The organism is Kitasatospora sp. NPDC094019 (genome assembly GCF_044764505.1).
Lineage (GTDB): Bacteria > Actinomycetota > Actinomycetes > Streptomycetales > Streptomycetaceae > Kitasatospora.
The window spans coordinates 13,845-27,999 of record NZ_JBIWIF010000006.1 but is presented as its reverse complement, the minus strand read 5'-3'; the positions used below and the strand labels follow the sequence as shown (position 1 = coordinate 27,999).

Annotated in this window: 14 protein-coding genes; 9 read left to right on the top strand and 5 right to left on the bottom strand. The window is 74.7% G+C overall.

What is annotated here, in order from left to right; genetic code table 11:
- Positions 1-220 precede the first annotated feature (220 nt).
- The gene (locus ACIQ9P_RS14890) at positions 221-475 is read left to right on the top strand and encodes a hypothetical protein (protein WP_402355025.1); all 255 of its coding nucleotides are present in this window, start codon (positions 221-223) and stop codon (positions 473-475) included.
- Positions 476-487: 12 nt separating this feature from the next.
- Here the strand turns inward: ACIQ9P_RS14890 and ACIQ9P_RS14885 are convergent, their stop codons facing one another.
- Complete coding sequence (locus ACIQ9P_RS14885; RefSeq protein ID WP_402355023.1) at positions 488-1,096, bottom strand: TetR/AcrR family transcriptional regulator; 609 nt, start codon at positions 1,094-1,096, stop codon at positions 488-490.
- A gap of 142 nt (positions 1,097-1,238) precedes the next feature.
- Here ACIQ9P_RS14885 and ACIQ9P_RS14880 point away from each other — a divergent pair, with 142 nt between their 5' ends.
- Positions 1,239-2,438: a macrolide family glycosyltransferase gene (locus ACIQ9P_RS14880; RefSeq protein WP_402355021.1), complete on the top strand. Its 1,200-nt coding sequence runs from the start codon at positions 1,239-1,241 to the stop codon at positions 2,436-2,438.
- 50 nt (positions 2,439-2,488) lie between these two features.
- On the opposite strand, the gene fdhD is transcribed toward ACIQ9P_RS14880, so the two are convergent.
- Positions 2,489-3,313 carry a formate dehydrogenase accessory sulfurtransferase FdhD gene (gene fdhD / locus ACIQ9P_RS14875; protein WP_402355019.1) on the bottom strand — a complete coding sequence of 275 codons (825 nt, stop codon included), beginning with the start codon at positions 3,311-3,313 and terminating at the stop codon, positions 2,489-2,491.
- 176 nt (positions 3,314-3,489) lie between these two features.
- Between fdhD and hutH the strand changes: the two genes are divergently transcribed.
- Positions 3,490-5,073, top strand: a complete 1,584-nt coding sequence (gene hutH / locus ACIQ9P_RS14870; protein ID WP_402355017.1) for a histidine ammonia-lyase — start codon at positions 3,490-3,492, stop codon at positions 5,071-5,073.
- 57 nt (positions 5,074-5,130) lie between these two features.
- Here hutH and ACIQ9P_RS14865 read toward each other — a convergent pair whose 3' ends face one another.
- Positions 5,131-5,562 carry a hypothetical protein gene (locus ACIQ9P_RS14865; protein WP_402355015.1) on the bottom strand — a complete coding sequence of 144 codons (432 nt, stop codon included), beginning with the start codon at positions 5,560-5,562 and terminating at the stop codon, positions 5,131-5,133.
- Between the two features lie 263 nt (positions 5,563-5,825).
- On the opposite strand from ACIQ9P_RS14865, the gene ACIQ9P_RS14860 reads away from it, so the two are divergent.
- Positions 5,826-6,695, top strand: a complete 870-nt coding sequence (locus ACIQ9P_RS14860) for a MurR/RpiR family transcriptional regulator (protein WP_402355013.1) — start codon at positions 5,826-5,828, stop codon at positions 6,693-6,695.
- A gap of 24 nt (positions 6,696-6,719) precedes the next feature.
- Here ACIQ9P_RS14860 and ACIQ9P_RS14855 read toward each other — a convergent pair whose 3' ends face one another.
- Positions 6,720-7,199 carry an SRPBCC family protein gene (locus ACIQ9P_RS14855; protein ID WP_402355011.1) on the bottom strand — a complete coding sequence of 160 codons (480 nt, stop codon included), beginning with the start codon at positions 7,197-7,199 and terminating at the stop codon, positions 6,720-6,722.
- A 109-nt stretch (positions 7,200-7,308) separates the two neighbouring features.
- On the opposite strand from ACIQ9P_RS14855, the gene ACIQ9P_RS14850 reads away from it, so the two are divergent.
- Positions 7,309-7,659, top strand: a complete 351-nt coding sequence (locus ACIQ9P_RS14850; RefSeq protein ID WP_360011220.1) for a hypothetical protein — start codon at positions 7,309-7,311, stop codon at positions 7,657-7,659.
- 7 nt (positions 7,660-7,666) lie between these two features.
- Here ACIQ9P_RS14850 and ACIQ9P_RS14845 read toward each other — a convergent pair whose 3' ends face one another.
- Entirely contained in the window at positions 7,667-8,239 is a 573-nt protein-coding gene (locus ACIQ9P_RS14845; RefSeq protein WP_402355009.1) for a Uma2 family endonuclease, read from the bottom strand.
- 182 nt (positions 8,240-8,421) lie between these two features.
- Here ACIQ9P_RS14845 and hutU point away from each other — a divergent pair, with 182 nt between their 5' ends.
- The 4 genes from hutU to hutI all read left to right on the top strand — a co-directional run bounded on the left by hutU (position 8,422) and on the right by hutI (position 13,971).
- Positions 8,422-10,107 carry a urocanate hydratase gene (gene hutU / locus ACIQ9P_RS14840; RefSeq protein WP_402355007.1) on the top strand — a complete coding sequence of 562 codons (1,686 nt, stop codon included), beginning with the start codon at positions 8,422-8,424 and terminating at the stop codon, positions 10,105-10,107.
- A gap of 29 nt (positions 10,108-10,136) precedes the next feature.
- Positions 10,137-11,321: an allantoate amidohydrolase gene (locus ACIQ9P_RS14835; RefSeq protein ID WP_402355815.1), complete on the top strand. Its 1,185-nt coding sequence runs from the start codon at positions 10,137-10,139 to the stop codon at positions 11,319-11,321.
- Positions 11,312-12,688 carry a formimidoylglutamate deiminase gene (locus ACIQ9P_RS14830; protein WP_402355005.1) on the top strand — a complete coding sequence of 459 codons (1,377 nt, stop codon included), beginning with the start codon at positions 11,312-11,314 and terminating at the stop codon, positions 12,686-12,688. The genes ACIQ9P_RS14835 and ACIQ9P_RS14830 overlap by 10 nt, the downstream gene beginning before the upstream one ends.
- A gap of 113 nt (positions 12,689-12,801) precedes the next feature.
- On the top strand, positions 12,802-13,971 hold the full coding sequence (gene hutI, locus ACIQ9P_RS14825; RefSeq protein WP_402355812.1) for an imidazolonepropionase: 1,170 nt from the start codon (positions 12,802-12,804) through the stop codon (positions 13,969-13,971).
- Positions 13,972-14,155: the final 184 nt, after the last annotated feature.

Sequence of the window (14,155 nt, the reverse complement as noted above, 5' to 3'; positions counted from 1 at the left end):
TCCGGTCGTGGGGGTGGGCGGGGCGGGGTGGGCGTGGGATGGTGTCGGCGGTCGGCGGGCCGTCGGGGTCGCGCCGGATCGATGACGGGGGTTGATTCCTGTGCGTGCTCGGGTGACGGGCCTGGTGCTCTCAGCGGTGCTCGCGTTCGGCGGGACGGCGTTGGCGGCCGCGCCGGCGGCCTCGGCGGCCTCGGGGACCTCGGCGGTTTCCGTGGCGTCGGTGGCCGATTCGGGCGGTGCCGTCCGGCAGGTGTCGGCGGGGCAGGGGGTCCAGCAGGCCGCCGGGCAGGTCGGGGCGGCGGCGGAGCGCCACGACACCGCGCGGCTGGCCGCGTCCAAGGACAAGTCGAAGAAAAAGAAGAAGAAGGGCCTCGGCAAGATCATCGGGCTGGTGATCGGCATCGGCGTGGTGCTGGTCGTGATCGCGGTGGTCGTGGTGCTGGTGCTGGTGCTGCGCCGCCGCAACCGGTCCTGAACCCGGGCGCGCTCAGTCCCGGACGGGGCCGAGGGCGCCCAGGGCGGCCGCGACGACCCGGTCGGCGTAGTCCGGGTCGAGCGGGCCGAGGCCGTGCAGCCAGCGGTAGTACAGCGGGCCGTAGAGGAGTTCGACCGCGAGGTCGAGGTCCGCGTCGGCCCGCAGCTGTCCGGCGTCGCGGGCGGTGCGCAGACGTTCGCGGGTGACGTCCAGCAGCGGGTCGAGGAGGCGTTCGCGGTAGTCGCGCAGCAGGGCGGCGTCGGTGAGCACCTCGGCGGTGAGGGCGCGTCCGGTCCGGTCGAAGGCGGGGTCGGCGAGTTCGAGGGCGGTGAGCCGCAGGACGGTCCGCAGGTCCTCGCCCAGGTCGCCGGTGTCGGGGAGGGCGAGGCCGCCGGAGGGGTTCTCGTTGGCGGCGAGGAAGGCGTCGAAGACGACGGCGCCCTTGGAGGGCCACCAGCGGTAGATGGTCTGCTTGCCGACGCCGGCGCGGGCGGCGATCTTCTCGATGGTCAGCTTGCCGAAGCCGAGTTCGGCGACGAGTTCGGCGGCGGCGGTGAGGATGGCCGCGCGGCTCTGCTCGTTGCGGCGGCTCGGGTCGGGGGCGGTCTGGGGTCCGGTCATGGGCGCCATTCTACCGAGATGGCGAGACGGTCCGTATCGTCTTGACAGGAAGAGCGCGTCGGCGCATCCTGGTGACACGTCAACGAGACGAACCGTCTCGTCTCGACGAATCCGAGGCGCACCCTTTCGAGAGGACCCCGAGATGACCCGCTCCGCCCATGTCGCCATGGTCTCCATCCCGGCCCACGGCCACGTCAACCCGAGCCTCGCCCTGATCGCCGAGCTCGTCGCCCGGGGCCACCGGGTCAGCTACGTCAACGCGCCGTCCTTCGCCGACCCGGTCGAGTCGGCCGGCGCCACGCTCGTCCCGTACGACACCGCGCTGCCGCTCGACGGCGACCCCGCGGGGTGGCCGGAGGACGCGGTCGCGGTCCAGGACGTCTTCCTCGACGACGCCCTCGCGATGACCCCGGTGCTGCGGAAGCTCTTCGCCGAGGGCCGGCCCGACCTCGTGCTCTACGACATCGGCGCCTACGCCGCCCGGGCGGTGGCCGAGGCGCACGGCGTGCCGGTGGTGCAGCTGTCGCCCACGATGGTCGGCTGGGAGGGATTCGAGGAGGACATGGCCCCGATGTTCGAGGCGCTCCGCACCGGGCCCGGCGGGCCCGGGCACTACCGGCGGTTCGCCGACTGGCTGACCGGCAACGGCCTCGCCGTCCAGGACGTCGAACGGGACGTCGAACGGTTCAAGAACCGCCCGGACCGCGCGCTGGCGCTGATCCCCCGGGCCCTCCAGCCGCAGGCGGACCGGGTCGACACCGACCGGATCACCTTCGTCGGCCAGTGCTTCGGAGACCGCTCGCACCAGGGCCGCTGGCAGCGGCCCGCCGGGGCGGAGAAGGTACTGCTGGTCTCGCTCGGCTCGGCCTTCACCGACCGGCCGGCCTTCTACCGGTCCTGCGTGGAGGCTTTCGGAGGTCTGCCCGGCTGGCACGTCGTGCTGCAGATCGGCCGGCACACCGACCGGGCCGCGCTGGGCGAGGTGCCCGCCAACGTCGAGGTGCACCGCTGGGTGCCGCAGTTCGACGTGCTGGCGCAGGCGGACGCCTTCGTCACCCACGCCGGCACCGGCGGTGCGAGCGAGGGCCTCTTCCACGGGGTGCCGATGATCGCGGTGCCACAGGCCGTCGACCAGTTCGCCAACGCGGACTCGCTGGTGGCGCTCGGCGTGGCCCGGCGGCTGGACACCGAGGACGCCACCGCCGGGGCGCTGCGCTCCGCGCTGCTGGAGCTGACCGGGGACCCGGAGGTGGCCGGGCGGCTCGCGGCGGAGCGGGCCGCGGCCCGGGCCGAGGGCGGCACGGCGCGGGCGGCGGACCTGGTGGAGGCGGAGCTGCGGTGAGGGGGTCCCGGACGCGGGGCCCGGTTCGGGGCGGAGTCCGGGGTGGGGGCTCAGGCGATCCGGTCGGGGCGGGTGTAGACGTTGGCGCCCTCGCCGCGCAGGAAGCCGACCAGGGTCAGACCCAGCTCCTCGGCGAGGTCCGCGGCCAGCGAGGACGGCGCCGAGACGGCGGCCAGCAGCGGCACCCCGGCCAGCGCCGCCTTCTGGGTCAGTTCGAACGAGGCCCGGCCGCTGACCAGGAGGACGTGACCGGTCAGCGGCAGTCGGCCCTCCCGCAGCGCCCAGCCGACCACCTTGTCCACGGCGTTGTGCCGGCCGACGTCCTCGCGGGCGCACAGCAGCTCGCCGGTCCGGCCGTCGAACAGGCCGGCCGCGTGCAGGCCGCCGGTGGACTCGAAGGTGCGCTGGACGGCGCGCAGCCGGTCCGGCAGCGCGTAGAGCAGCGCGGGCGGGACACTCAGCGGATCCTCGCCGACCGGGTGCCGGACGTGGGTGCGCACGGCGTCCACGGTGTCCCGGCCGCACAGTCCGCAGGCGCTGGTGGTGAGCAGGTTGCGGTGTGCGGAGAGCGGCAGCGGGCGGGAGGGGTCGCGCAGCGTCGCGTCCACCACGTTGTAGGTGTTGGCGCCGTCCGCGTCGGTGCCGGCGCAGTAGCGCAGCGCCGCCAGTTCCTCGCCGGTGCCGACGAGTCCCTCGCCGACCAGGAACCCCGCGACCAGGTCGAAGTCCTGGCCGGGGGTGCGCATGGTGACGGTGAGCGGTTCGCCGCCGAGCCGGATCTCCAGCGGTTCCTCGGCGGCCAGCGCGTCGGGCCGGGTGCTCCGCCCGTCCCCGCGCAGCCGGAGCACCCGCCGCCGTGCCGTCGCCCGCGTCATCCGTCCCGCCCGCCTTCCCGTCCGCCGCGCCCGGCGTTGAGCCGTCCGCCTCCCCACAGCGTGCGGCACCGGCCCGGGTATTCGAAAATCCTGGTGACCGGCCCGGTCCGACGGTGGAGGTGTCGACTGGGCCGAGATGGTTGTCATATCTCCATTCACCTGCTGAGATGATGCATATGGATATGCACAGTGCTGCGGCCGCCCACGCGCCGCTGGTCCAGGTCGGCAAGGCCGACGTCGGCGCCGAGGACGTGCTGGCCGTCGCCCGGGGCAACGCCCGGGTCGAGATCGGCCCCGACGCGATCGCCGAGATGGCGACCGCGCGCGCCCGGATCGACGCCCTCGCCGCGGAACCGCGTCCCGTCTACGGCGTCTCGACCGGCTTCGGCGCCCTCGCCGTCCGGCACATCAGCCCCGAGCTGCGCGCCCAGCTGCAGCGCTCGCTGGTGCGCTCGCACGCCGCCGGGATGGGCCCGGTGGTCGAGCGCGAGGTCGTCCGCGCGCTGATGTTCCTGCGGATGAAGACCCTCGCCAGCGGTCGCACCGGTGTCCGCCCGCTGGTCGCGCAGACCATGGCCGCCCTCCTCAACGCCGGCATCACCCCGGTGGTCCGCGAGTTCGGCTCGCTCGGCTGCTCCGGCGACCTCGCGCCGCTGTCGCACTGCGCGCTCGTGCTCATGGGCGAGGGCGTGGCCACCGGCCCCGACGGCGTCGAGAAGCCCGCCGGCGAGCTGCTCGCCGCCGCCGGCATCGAGCCGGTCGAACTGCTGGAGAAGGAGGGCCTCGCCCTCATCAACGGCACCGACGGCATGCTCGGCATGCTGGTCATGGCCATCGCGGACCTGCAGCGGCTGTTCACCACCGCCGACATCACCGCCGCGATGACCCTGGAGGCGCTGCTCGGCAGCGACAAGGTGCTCGCGCCCGAACTGCACGCCCCGATCCGCCCGCACCCCGGCCAGGCGGCCGCCGCGGCCAACATGCTGGCCGTGCTCCAGGGCTCCGGCCTCACCGGCCACCACCAGGACGACGCGCCGCGGGTCCAGGACGCCTACTCGATCCGCTGCGCCCCGCAGGTCGCCGGCGCCGGCCGCGACACCCTCGCCCACGCCCAGCTGGTCGCCTCCCGGGAGCTGGCCGCCTCGGTCGACAACCCGGTGGTGCTGCCCGACGGCCGGGTCGAGTCCAACGGCAACTTCCACGGCGCCCCGGTCGCCTACGTGCTGGACTTCCTCGCCATCGCCGCCGCCGACCTCGGCTCGATCTCCGAGCGCCGCACCGACCGGCTGCTCGACAAGGCCCGCTCGCACGGCCTGCCGGCCTTCCTGGCCGACGACCCGGGCGTGGACTCCGGCCTGATGATCGCCCAGTACACCCAGGCCGCGCTGGTCAGCGAGAACAAGCGGCTCGCGGTCCCGGCCTCGGTCGACTCGATCCCCTCCTCGGCCATGCAGGAGGACCACGTCTCGATGGGCTGGTCCGCCGCGCGCAAGCTGCGCCAGTCCGTGGAGAACCTCGGCCGCGTCCTGGCCGTCGAGCTCACCGCCGCCGCCCGGGCGCTGGAGATCCGCCAGCAGGCCGGCGCGGGAGCCGAACCGGCCCCCGCCACGGCCGCGGCGATGGCCGCCGCCCGGGCCGCCGGGGTCGGCGGCGCCGGCCGCGACCGCTTCCTCTCGCCGGACCTGGAGGCCGCCGCCGCGCTGGTCGCCTCGGGCGAGCTGGTGGGGGCCGTCGAGCGGGTCACCGGCCCGCTGGCCTGACGACCGCGCCGCACCCGAGGGACGGGGCGGGTGACCGGTGGCGCGGGACGCCGCCGGTCACCGGTCCCAGTCGCTCTTCGGGGCCGCCGGGCCGCGCTGGTCCTGGATCCGTTCGGCGAGCGAGGCGGAGACGTTGACGCCGACGATGCCGGCCCAGCACACCAGCAGGCCCCAGAAGCCGCCCTGGTCGGCCGCGATGCCGGACAGCGGGATGCCGAGCACCAGCGAGATGATCGGGAGCCGGGTCGCCGACCGGCGGCCGAAGCGGCGCGGCCCGTACCCCGGACGGGCGTACTCCCCGGCCGGGCCGTAGCCGTTGGCCGGGCCGAGCCGCTCCGCCACCCGGCGCTCCACCCGGGCGTCGAGGCGGGCGTCGAGCCGGGCGAGGAAGGAGTCGACGAGTTCCGCCTCGTACTCCGGGCCGAGCTCCTTGCGGGCCTGCAGCGAGGCGTCCAGATCGCGCCGCAGGTCGTCCTGACGAGTGTCCATACGGTCAGCCTGCTCCCTCCGGAGGCCGCCGGTCCATCGGTCCGACGGGGATTCAGGGCGGTCTCAGGGAGAATTCAGGGTCACCCCGAGACGGCTCCCGCACCCTCCGCGCCCGACCGCGCGCCGACCGCGCGCCGACCGCGCGCCCGCCCCGGGGCCGTACCGGGAGGTCTCGTCCGATGTCCCGTCGGGCGAGACGTCTTTGCCAGCGGCGGCCCGCTGCTGCACAGTCGTCCGAACAGCTCGCATCCGGAGGTACTGCCATGACCGCCACCGACGACGCCGGCCCGGTCGGTCCCTCCGCCCGGCTGCTCCAGCTCTTCGAGGGTCACCGGCTCACCCCCACCCAGCGGCGGATCGCGCACTCGCTGGTCCGGCACGCCACCGAGGCGCCGTTCCTCTCCAGCGTCGAGGTCGCCGAACTCGCCGGCGTCAGCCAGCCCTCGGTGACCCGGTTCGCGGTGGCCCTCGGCTACGACGGCTACCCGGCGCTGCGCAAGCAGCTGCGCGAACTCGGCGCCGGCGAGGCCGCCGCCCCCGAGACCCCGGCCGACGCCGTCCGCAACGAGCACCAGCAGGCAGTCCTCGCCGAGATCGAGCACCTGCGCCACCTGGCCGAGCTGCTCGCCGACCCCGAGCCGATCGCCCGCGCCGCCCGGCTGCTCGCAGCCTCGCGCCCGCTGCCGGTGCTCGGTCTGCGGGCCGCCTCGGCGCAGGCGCGCGGCTTCGCGTACTTCGCCGCCAAGGTGCACCCGGACGTCCGGCTGCTGGACGAGGGCGGCAGCATGCTCGCCGACCGCCTCGAACAGGCCGCCGCGGCGGGTGCGAGCGTGCTGCTCTGCTTCGCCCTGCCGCGGTACCCGCGCGAGCTGATGGACGCCCTGGCGGTGGCCCGGGAGTGCGGTCTGACCGTCGTCACCGTGGCCGACAGCGTCTTCGCGCCGGTCGCCAAGCTGTCCGACCTGATGCTGCCGGCCGCCGTCGGCACCGGGCTGGTCTTCGACACCGCCTGCGCCCCGATGATGCTCGGCCGGGTGCTGCTGCAGACCATGTGCGACGAACTCCCGGGCGCCGAGGCGCGGCTGGAGTCCATCGAGCAGTCGGCGACGGCCCGGGGACTGTTCCTGGAGTAGCCCCCGCGGGTCGGGGATCGCGGGTCAGGCTTCCAGGGTCTGCCGGATCCGCCGCAGCGTCGCCCGCATGCCGGCCCGGTTGTGCGCGGCCCGCCGCTCCGGGGCGACGCCGCTGAAGACCTTGCCGAGCAGTTCGGCGGCGGGCGCGCTCCGCCCGGTCCGCAGGTCCCGCCAGTACTCGGTGAGGTTCGTGCCGCCCGCGCCGTCCGGCGCGAACCGGTAGCCCCACTCGGCGATCGGCAGCCCGAAGGCGTCCACCCGGAACGCGAACTCGCTGCCGGGCCGGGCCGTCGTCACCCGGCAGGTGGTGAACCAGACGAACAGGCCGCGCCGGTTCCAGCCGACGAACCGGTCCCCGGCCCGCAGCGGCCCCCGCCGGGCCCACACCGCCCGGCACTCGGGGCTCCACTCGCCGGTCCGGCGGACGGTGCTGACGGCGCGGTAGACCTCCGTCGGCGTGGCGGCCACGCCGATGCTCTCCTCGATGCCCCATTCGCGGTCCATGCCCGCCCTCCCGGTTCGTCCGCGCGGCCCGGAACGCCGCCCCGGCGACCGTACCCGCAGGTTGGCGATCCGCCCAGGGTGGGCATCATTCCGGTCAGGGGGTGCCGCCATGCGTGTGATCCACGAAATGAAGTTCGTCGGCCGGCTCGCCTCCGGAGCCGACGAGTGGTCCTGCCCGACCTGCGGACGGCGCGTCACCCTGCGCCGTCTGCCCGATCCCGAACTCACCGTGCTCGACCCGGGCGACGAGAGCGTCGTCCATGTCGGCGTGATCGAACCCGACGCCCGCGCCGCCGCGGCCGCCGCCGAGCAGTACGGCCTCGGCCCGGTCCAGGAGATCCCCCGTCCGCCCCGGACCCCGGCCCCGCCCGGCGCCCGGTCCGCCGACGTCCCCGACGACGCCGACCGCCGCTGGCTCGCCGAGATCGGCATCGACTGGGACGGCGACGCGGCGGCCTGAGGAGAGGTCAGTGTCGAGGTGCGTACAACTGCAGGTCCACTGTCGGGAGTTCACTTGACAGCGGTGCGGTGAGCGGCACCGGCTCGCCGTACTTGCCGTGCAGCACTCCCTGGTAGGCGCCGTCCCGGGGGTGGGTGTAGAGCGTCCAGACGCCCTTGCGGGGGTCGACGGTCAGGAGCGCCGACACCCCGGCGGTGGCGTACCAGTCGGTTTTGGTGGCGACGGACCTGACGCCCTCGGAGTTCGAGATCACCTCGATCGCGAGAGCCACATCGCGTGGATCTGCCAGCCATTCGTCGTCGTCCTCCCATTCGACGGGGAGCACGACGAGGTCGGGAGTGGCGTAGTCGTCCCTGTTGTCCGGCATGGCGATGGACGAGACCTCGTAGGTGTCGAGGCCCGCGGGAAGCAGTGGGGCGAGCCGGCGATTGAGTCGCTTGATGGTCCCCGCGTGCTTTCCGCGAGGAGGCGGGGACATCACCAGGGTTCCTCCGATGATCTGAACTCGGAGGCCGGTGCTCCGCTCGATCTCCTCCGCCGCGTCCCGGAGTCTCCCCGGCCGCACGGTGATGGCCGTCATCGCGTCCTCCATTCGTCGGCGCCTGGGCCGATCGGCTGGTGTTCGCCGGGTTCAGCGTAGCGCGGGGGGTACCGGTCGTACGGGCGCTGATCGGATGTGCCCAGGTCTGGCCGAAGGCTGAATGTTTGGATATATTCAGCCGAGTCGAGCCTGAATGAATTCATCCGCAAGGAGACCGTGACATGGTGCAGCAGGCGAGTGGGCCGCGTGAGGTGCGGGCGGCACGGGGGACCGGGCTGACCACGCAGGGCTGGCAGCAGGAGGCCGCCCTGCGGATGCTCATGAACAACCTCGACCCCGAGGTGGCCGAGCACCCGTCGAAGCTGGTCGTCTACGGCGGCACCGGCAAGGCCGCGCGCGACTGGCGCTCCTTCGACGCCATGGTGCGCACGCTGGAGGGCCTGAAGCAGGACGAGACCATGCTGGTCCAGTCCGGCCGCCCGGTCGGCGTCATGCAGACCCACGAGTGGGCGCCGCGCGTGCTCATCGCCAACTCCAACCTGGTCGGCGACTGGGCCAACTGGGAGGAGTTCCGCCGCCTGGAGAGCCTCGGGCTCACCATGTACGGCCAGATGACGGCCGGCTCCTGGATCTACATCGGCACCCAGGGCATCCTCCAGGGCACCTACGAGACCTTCGCCGCCGTCGCCAACAAGCGCTTCGACGGGACGCTCGCAGGCACCATCACCCTCACCGCCGGCCTCGGCGGCATGGGCGGCGCCCAGCCGCTGGCCGTCACCATGAACGGTGGCGTGGCGATCTGTGTCGACTGCGACCCGTCCCGGATCTCCCGCCGGATCGAGCACCGCTACCTGGACGTCGAGGCCAAGAACCTCGCGCACGCGCTGGAGCTGGCCACCGAGGCCCGCGACAAGAAGCAGCCGCTCTCCATCGGCCTGCTGGGCAACGCCGCCGAGGTGTTCCCGCAGCTGCTGGCGATGGACGCGCCCATCGACATCGTCACCGACCAGACCAGCGCCCACGACCCGCTGAGCTACCTGCCGGTCGGCGTCCCCTTCGACGACATGGCCACCTACGCGGCCGAGAAGCCCGCCGAGTTCACCACCCGCTCGCGCGAGTCGATGGCCAGGCACGTCGAGGCGATGGTCGGCTTCCAGGACCGCGGCGCCGAGGTCTTCGACTACGGCAACTCGATCCGCGGCGAGGCCCAGCTGGCCGGCTACGACCGCGCCTTCGCCTTCCCCGGCTTCGTCCCCGCCTACATCCGGCCGCTGTTCTGCGAGGGCAAGGGCCCGTTCCGCTGGGCCGCCCTGTCCGGCGACCCGCAGGACATCGCCAAGACCGACAAGGCCGTGCTCGACCTCTTCCCGGAGAACGAGTCGCTGCACCGCTGGATCAGGATGGCCCAGGAGAAGGTGCACTTCCAGGGCCTGCCGGCGCGGATCTGCTGGCTCGGCTACGGCGAGCGCGACAAGGCCGGCGAGCGCTTCAACGACATGGTCGCCTCCGGCGAGCTGTCCGCCCCGATCGTCATCGGCCGCGACCACCTGGACTGCGGCTCCGTCGCCTCCCCCTACCGGGAGACCGAGGCGATGCTGGACGGCTCCGACGCGATCGCCGACTGGCCGCTGCTCAACGCCATGGTCAACGTCGCCTCCGGCGCGTCCTGGGTCTCGATCCACCACGGCGGCGGCGTCGGCATCGGCCGCTCGATCCACGCCGGCCAGGTCACCGTCGCCGACGGCACCGCGCTCGCGGGCGAGAAGATCCGCCGGGTGCTCACCAACGACCCGGGCATGGGCGTCATCCGCCACGTCGACGCCGGCTACGACCGGGCCGACGAGGTCGCCGCCGAGCGCGGCGTGCGGGTCCCGATGAACGAGCACGGCTCGACGGGCGAGCTGTGAGCGAGCAGGGCTCCGCGAGCTTCGAACGGATGTGGGCGGAGCTGCTCCCCGTGGGCCGCTCCGCCGCGTCCGGCGGCTACCGCCGTTTCGCCTGGAACCGCGCCGACGCCGAGTGCCGGGCCTGGTTCGAGCAGCAGGCCCGCGACCGGGGCCTGCACTACGAGCTGGACCGCAACGGCAACCAGTGGGCCTGGCTCGGCGACCCGGCCGGCGAGGGCGCGGTGGTCACCGGCTCGCACCTGGACTCCGTGCCCGACGGCGGCGCCTTCGACGGCCCGCTCGGCGTGGTCTCCTCCTTCGCGGCGCTCGACGAGCTGCGCGACCGGGGGACCGCGCTCACCCGGCCGCTGGCGATCGTCAACTTCGGCGACGAGGAGGGCGCCCGGTTCGGGGTGGCCTGCATCGGCTCCCGGCTCACCGCCGGGGTGCTCGCCAAGGAGCAGGCGTACGAGCTGCGCGACGCCGACGGCGTCCGGCTGCCCGACGCGATGGAGCGGGCCGGCCAGGACCCGACCGCGATCGGCGCGGACGGCGACCGGCTGGCCCGGATCGGCGCCTTCGTCGAGCTCCACGTCGAGCAGGGCCGCTACCTGACCGAGGAGCACCCGGTCGGCGTGGCGAGCGCGATCTGGCCGCACGGCCGCTGGCGGTTCGACTTCCGCGGCGAGGCCAACCACGCCGGCACCACCCGGATCGAGGACCGCCGCGACCCGATGCTGACCTACGCCAACACCGTGCTCGCCGCGCGGAAGAAGGCGAAGCTCGCGGGCGCGCTGGCCACCTTCGGCAAGGTCGCCGTGGAGCCCAACGGCACCAACGCGATCGCCTCGCTGGTGCGCGGCTGGCTGGACTCCAGGGCGGCCGACGAGGCCACCCTCACCGCGCTGGTCGAGGAGATCGGCCGGGCCGCCGCCGAACGCGGCGAGCGCGACGGCGTCGAGGTCGGGCTCACCCGCGAGTCCTACACCCCGGTGGTGGACTTCGACGGCCCGCTGCGCGACCGGCTCGCCGCCCGGCTGGGCGGCGTCCCGGTGCTGCCCACCGGCGCGGGACACGACGCCGGGATCCTCGCCTCGGCCGTCCCGACCGCGATGCTGTTCGTGCGGAACCCGAGCGGCGTCTCGCACTCCCCGGCGGAGCACGCCGAGCCGGCCGACTGCCTGGCCGGTGTCACCGCCCTCGCCGACGTACTGGAGGACCTGGCGTGTCAGTGAGCAGTGCCGGAGACGCGCGACCGACGACGTACTGGGCCCAGTACGCCTGGCTGCCGCACGCGAACGGGCCGGTGGTCGAGCAGGACGTGCTGATCAGCACCGCGGCCGGCGGCCGGATCGCCCGGGTGCAGCCGGACAGCGGGCCCTGCCCGCCCGGCGCCGTCCGGCTGGAGGGACTGCTGCTCCCGGGGCAGGCGAACGCGCACTCGCACGCCTTCCACCGGGCGCTGCGCGGCCACGTCCAGGTCGGCTCCGGCACCTTCTGGACCTGGCGCGACACCATGTACCGGTTCGCCGGAGCGCTCGACCCGGACCGCTACCTGGCCCTCGCCACCGCCGCCTACGCGGAGATGGCGCTCGCCGGGATCACCGCCGTCGGCGAGTTCCACTACCTGCACCACGCGCCCGGCGGCGCCCGGTACGACGATCCCAACGCGATGGGCGAGGCGCTGATCGAGGCCGCCGCCCGGGCCGGCATCCGGATCACCCTGCTCGACACCTGCTACCTGTCCTCCGGCTTCGGGACCGAGCCGACCAGGCCGCAGCTGCGGTTCAGCGACGGCGACGCGGACGCCTGGGCCGAGCGGGCCGACCTGCTGAAGGCCCGCGAGCACGCCCGGATCGGCGCCGCGATCCACTCGGTGCGCGCCGTGCCCGCCGAGCAGCTCGGCACCGTCGCCGACTGGGCGTCCTCGCGCCGGGCGCCGCTGCACGTCCACCTGTCCGAGCAGACCGCCGAGAACGACGCCTGCCTCGCCGCGCACGGGGTCACCCCGACCCGGTTGCTCGCCGACCGCGGCGCGCTCGGCCCGCGCACCTCGGTCGTGCACGCCACCCACCTCACCGAGGACGACGTCGAGCTGCTGACCGGCTCCTCCACCACCGTCTGCATGTGCCCCACCACCGAGCGGGACCTCGCGGACGGGATCGGCCCGGCCCGGCAGCTGGCCTCCGGGGGGTGCCCGATCACCCTCGGCAGCGACAGCCACGCCGTCGTCGACCCGTTCGAGGAGGCCCGGGCGCTGGAGCTGAACGAGCGGCTGCGCACCCGTACCCGCGGCCACTGGACGGCGAACGCGCTGCTCCGGGCCGGGACGGAGGACGGCCACGCCTCGCTCGGCTGGCCCGAGGCGGGGCGGATCGAGGCGGGCGCGCTGGCCGACTTCACCGTGATCGCCCTGGATTCGGTGCGCACCGCGGGCCCGGCGCCCCGGCTGGGCGCGGAGGTCGCGGTGTTCGCGGCCGCCGCGGCCGACGTCCGGCACCTGGTGGTCGGCGGCCGGCACGTGGTCAAGGACGGCGCGCACCTGCTGGTGCCGGACGTGCCGGGCGCGCTGCGCTCCTCGATCGCCGCGCTCGGCTGCTGAGTTCCCGGCCGCCGCGGCCGCCCCGGACCCGTCCCCCATCCCCGTTCCCGTTCCCGTTCCCGAAAGGTTCCGACGTGAGCAGCTCGAACAGCACCCCGAGCGGCAGCCCGACCATGCCGAGCACCCTGATCACCGGGATCGGCACCCTGGTCACCAACGATCCCGCGCACGGGACCGGGCCGCTCGGCGCGCTCACCGACGCGGCGGTGGTGATCGACGGCGGCACCGTCGCCTGGGTCGGCCCGGCGGTCGAGGCCCCCGCCGCCGACGAGCGGTTCGACGCGGCGGGCCGCGCCCTGCTGCCCGGCTGGGTGGACTCGCACGCCCACCTGGTCTTCGCCGGCGACCGCACCGCCGAGTTCAACGCCCGGATGTCCGGGCAGTCGTACTCGGCCGGCGGCATCCGCACCACGGTGGCCGCCACCCGGGCCGCCGCCGACGCCGAGCTGGACGCCAACCTGGCCCGGCTGGTGCGGGAGGCGCTCCGCCAGGGCACCACGCTGGTGGAGTGCAAGTCCGGGTACGGACTCACGGTGGAGGACGAGTCGCGGGCGCTGCGGATCGCCTCCTCGTACACGCCGGAGACCACCTACCTGGGCGCGCACGTGGTGGCCCCGGAGTTCGCCGACGACCCGGCGGCCTACGTCGAGCTGGTCACCGGTCCGATGCTGGACGCCTGCGCGCCGTACGCGCGCTGGGTGGACGTGTTCTGCGAGAAGGGCGCCTTCGACGGCGACCAGGCCCGGGCGATCCTCACCGCGGGGATCGCGCGCGGACTGGTCCCCCGGGTGCACGCCAACCAGCTCACCTACGGGCCCGGTGTGCAGCTGGCGGTGGAGCTGGGCGCGGCCTCGGCCGACCACTGCACCCATCTCACGGACGAGGACGTGGCCGCGCTGGCGGGTTCGTCGACGGTGGCGACGCTGCTGCCGGGGGCGGAGTTCTCCACCCGGGCGGTCTACCCGGACGCGCGCCGGCTGCTGGACGCGGGGGCGGTGGTGGCCCTGTCCACCGACTGCAACCCGGGCTCCAGCTTCACGAGTTCGATGGCGTTCTGCGTCGCGGTGGCGGTGCGGGAGATGGGCATGACGCCGGACGAGGCGGTCTGGGCCGCGACGGCGGGCGGCGCGCGGGCGCTGCGGCGCGACGATGTCGGCACGGTGCGGGTGGGGGCCCGGGCGGATCTGCAGCTGCTGGACGCGCCCTCGCCGGTGCACCTGGCCTACCGGCCGGGTGTGCCGCTGACGGCGGCGGTCTGGCGGGCCGGCGTCCGCGAGGTCTGACCGGATTCTCCGGGCGGTGTCCGGCGGCGGGGGGGGGGGGGGGGGGGGGGCCCCCCCCCCCCCCCCCCCCCGCCCCCCCCCCCCCCCCCCCCCCCCCCGCGCGCCCCCCCCCGGGGGGGGGGGGGGGGGCCCCCCCCCCCCCCCCCCCCCGCCGGGGTGACCCCCACCGCCGCCTTCCTCCCCG

Coding starts and splice junctions, on each gene's coding strand:
- ACIQ9P_RS14885 (WP_402355023.1), bottom strand. CDS start 1,096: ATGACCGGACCCCAGACCGCCCCCGACCCGAGCCGCCGCAACGAGCAG.
- ACIQ9P_RS14880 (WP_402355021.1), top strand. CDS start 1,239: ATGACCCGCTCCGCCCATGTCGCCATGGTCTCCATCCCGGCCCACGGC.
- fdhD (WP_402355019.1), bottom strand. CDS start 3,313: ATGACGCGGGCGACGGCACGGCGGCGGGTGCTCCGGCTGCGCGGGGAC.
- hutH (WP_402355017.1), top strand. CDS start 3,490: ATGGATATGCACAGTGCTGCGGCCGCCCACGCGCCGCTGGTCCAGGTC.
- ACIQ9P_RS14865 (WP_402355015.1), bottom strand. CDS start 5,562: ATGGACACTCGTCAGGACGACCTGCGGCGCGATCTGGACGCCTCGCTG.
- ACIQ9P_RS14860 (WP_402355013.1), top strand. CDS start 5,826: ATGACCGCCACCGACGACGCCGGCCCGGTCGGTCCCTCCGCCCGGCTG.
- ACIQ9P_RS14855 (WP_402355011.1), bottom strand. CDS start 7,199: ATGGACCGCGAATGGGGCATCGAGGAGAGCATCGGCGTGGCCGCCACG.
- ACIQ9P_RS14850 (WP_360011220.1), top strand. CDS start 7,309: ATGCGTGTGATCCACGAAATGAAGTTCGTCGGCCGGCTCGCCTCCGGA.
- ACIQ9P_RS14845 (WP_402355009.1), bottom strand. CDS start 8,239: ATGACGGCCATCACCGTGCGGCCGGGGAGACTCCGGGACGCGGCGGAG.
- hutU (WP_402355007.1), top strand. CDS start 8,422: ATGGTGCAGCAGGCGAGTGGGCCGCGTGAGGTGCGGGCGGCACGGGGG.
- ACIQ9P_RS14835 (WP_402355815.1), top strand. CDS start 10,137: ATGTGGGCGGAGCTGCTCCCCGTGGGCCGCTCCGCCGCGTCCGGCGGC.
- hutI (WP_402355812.1), top strand. CDS start 12,802: ATGCCGAGCACCCTGATCACCGGGATCGGCACCCTGGTCACCAACGAT.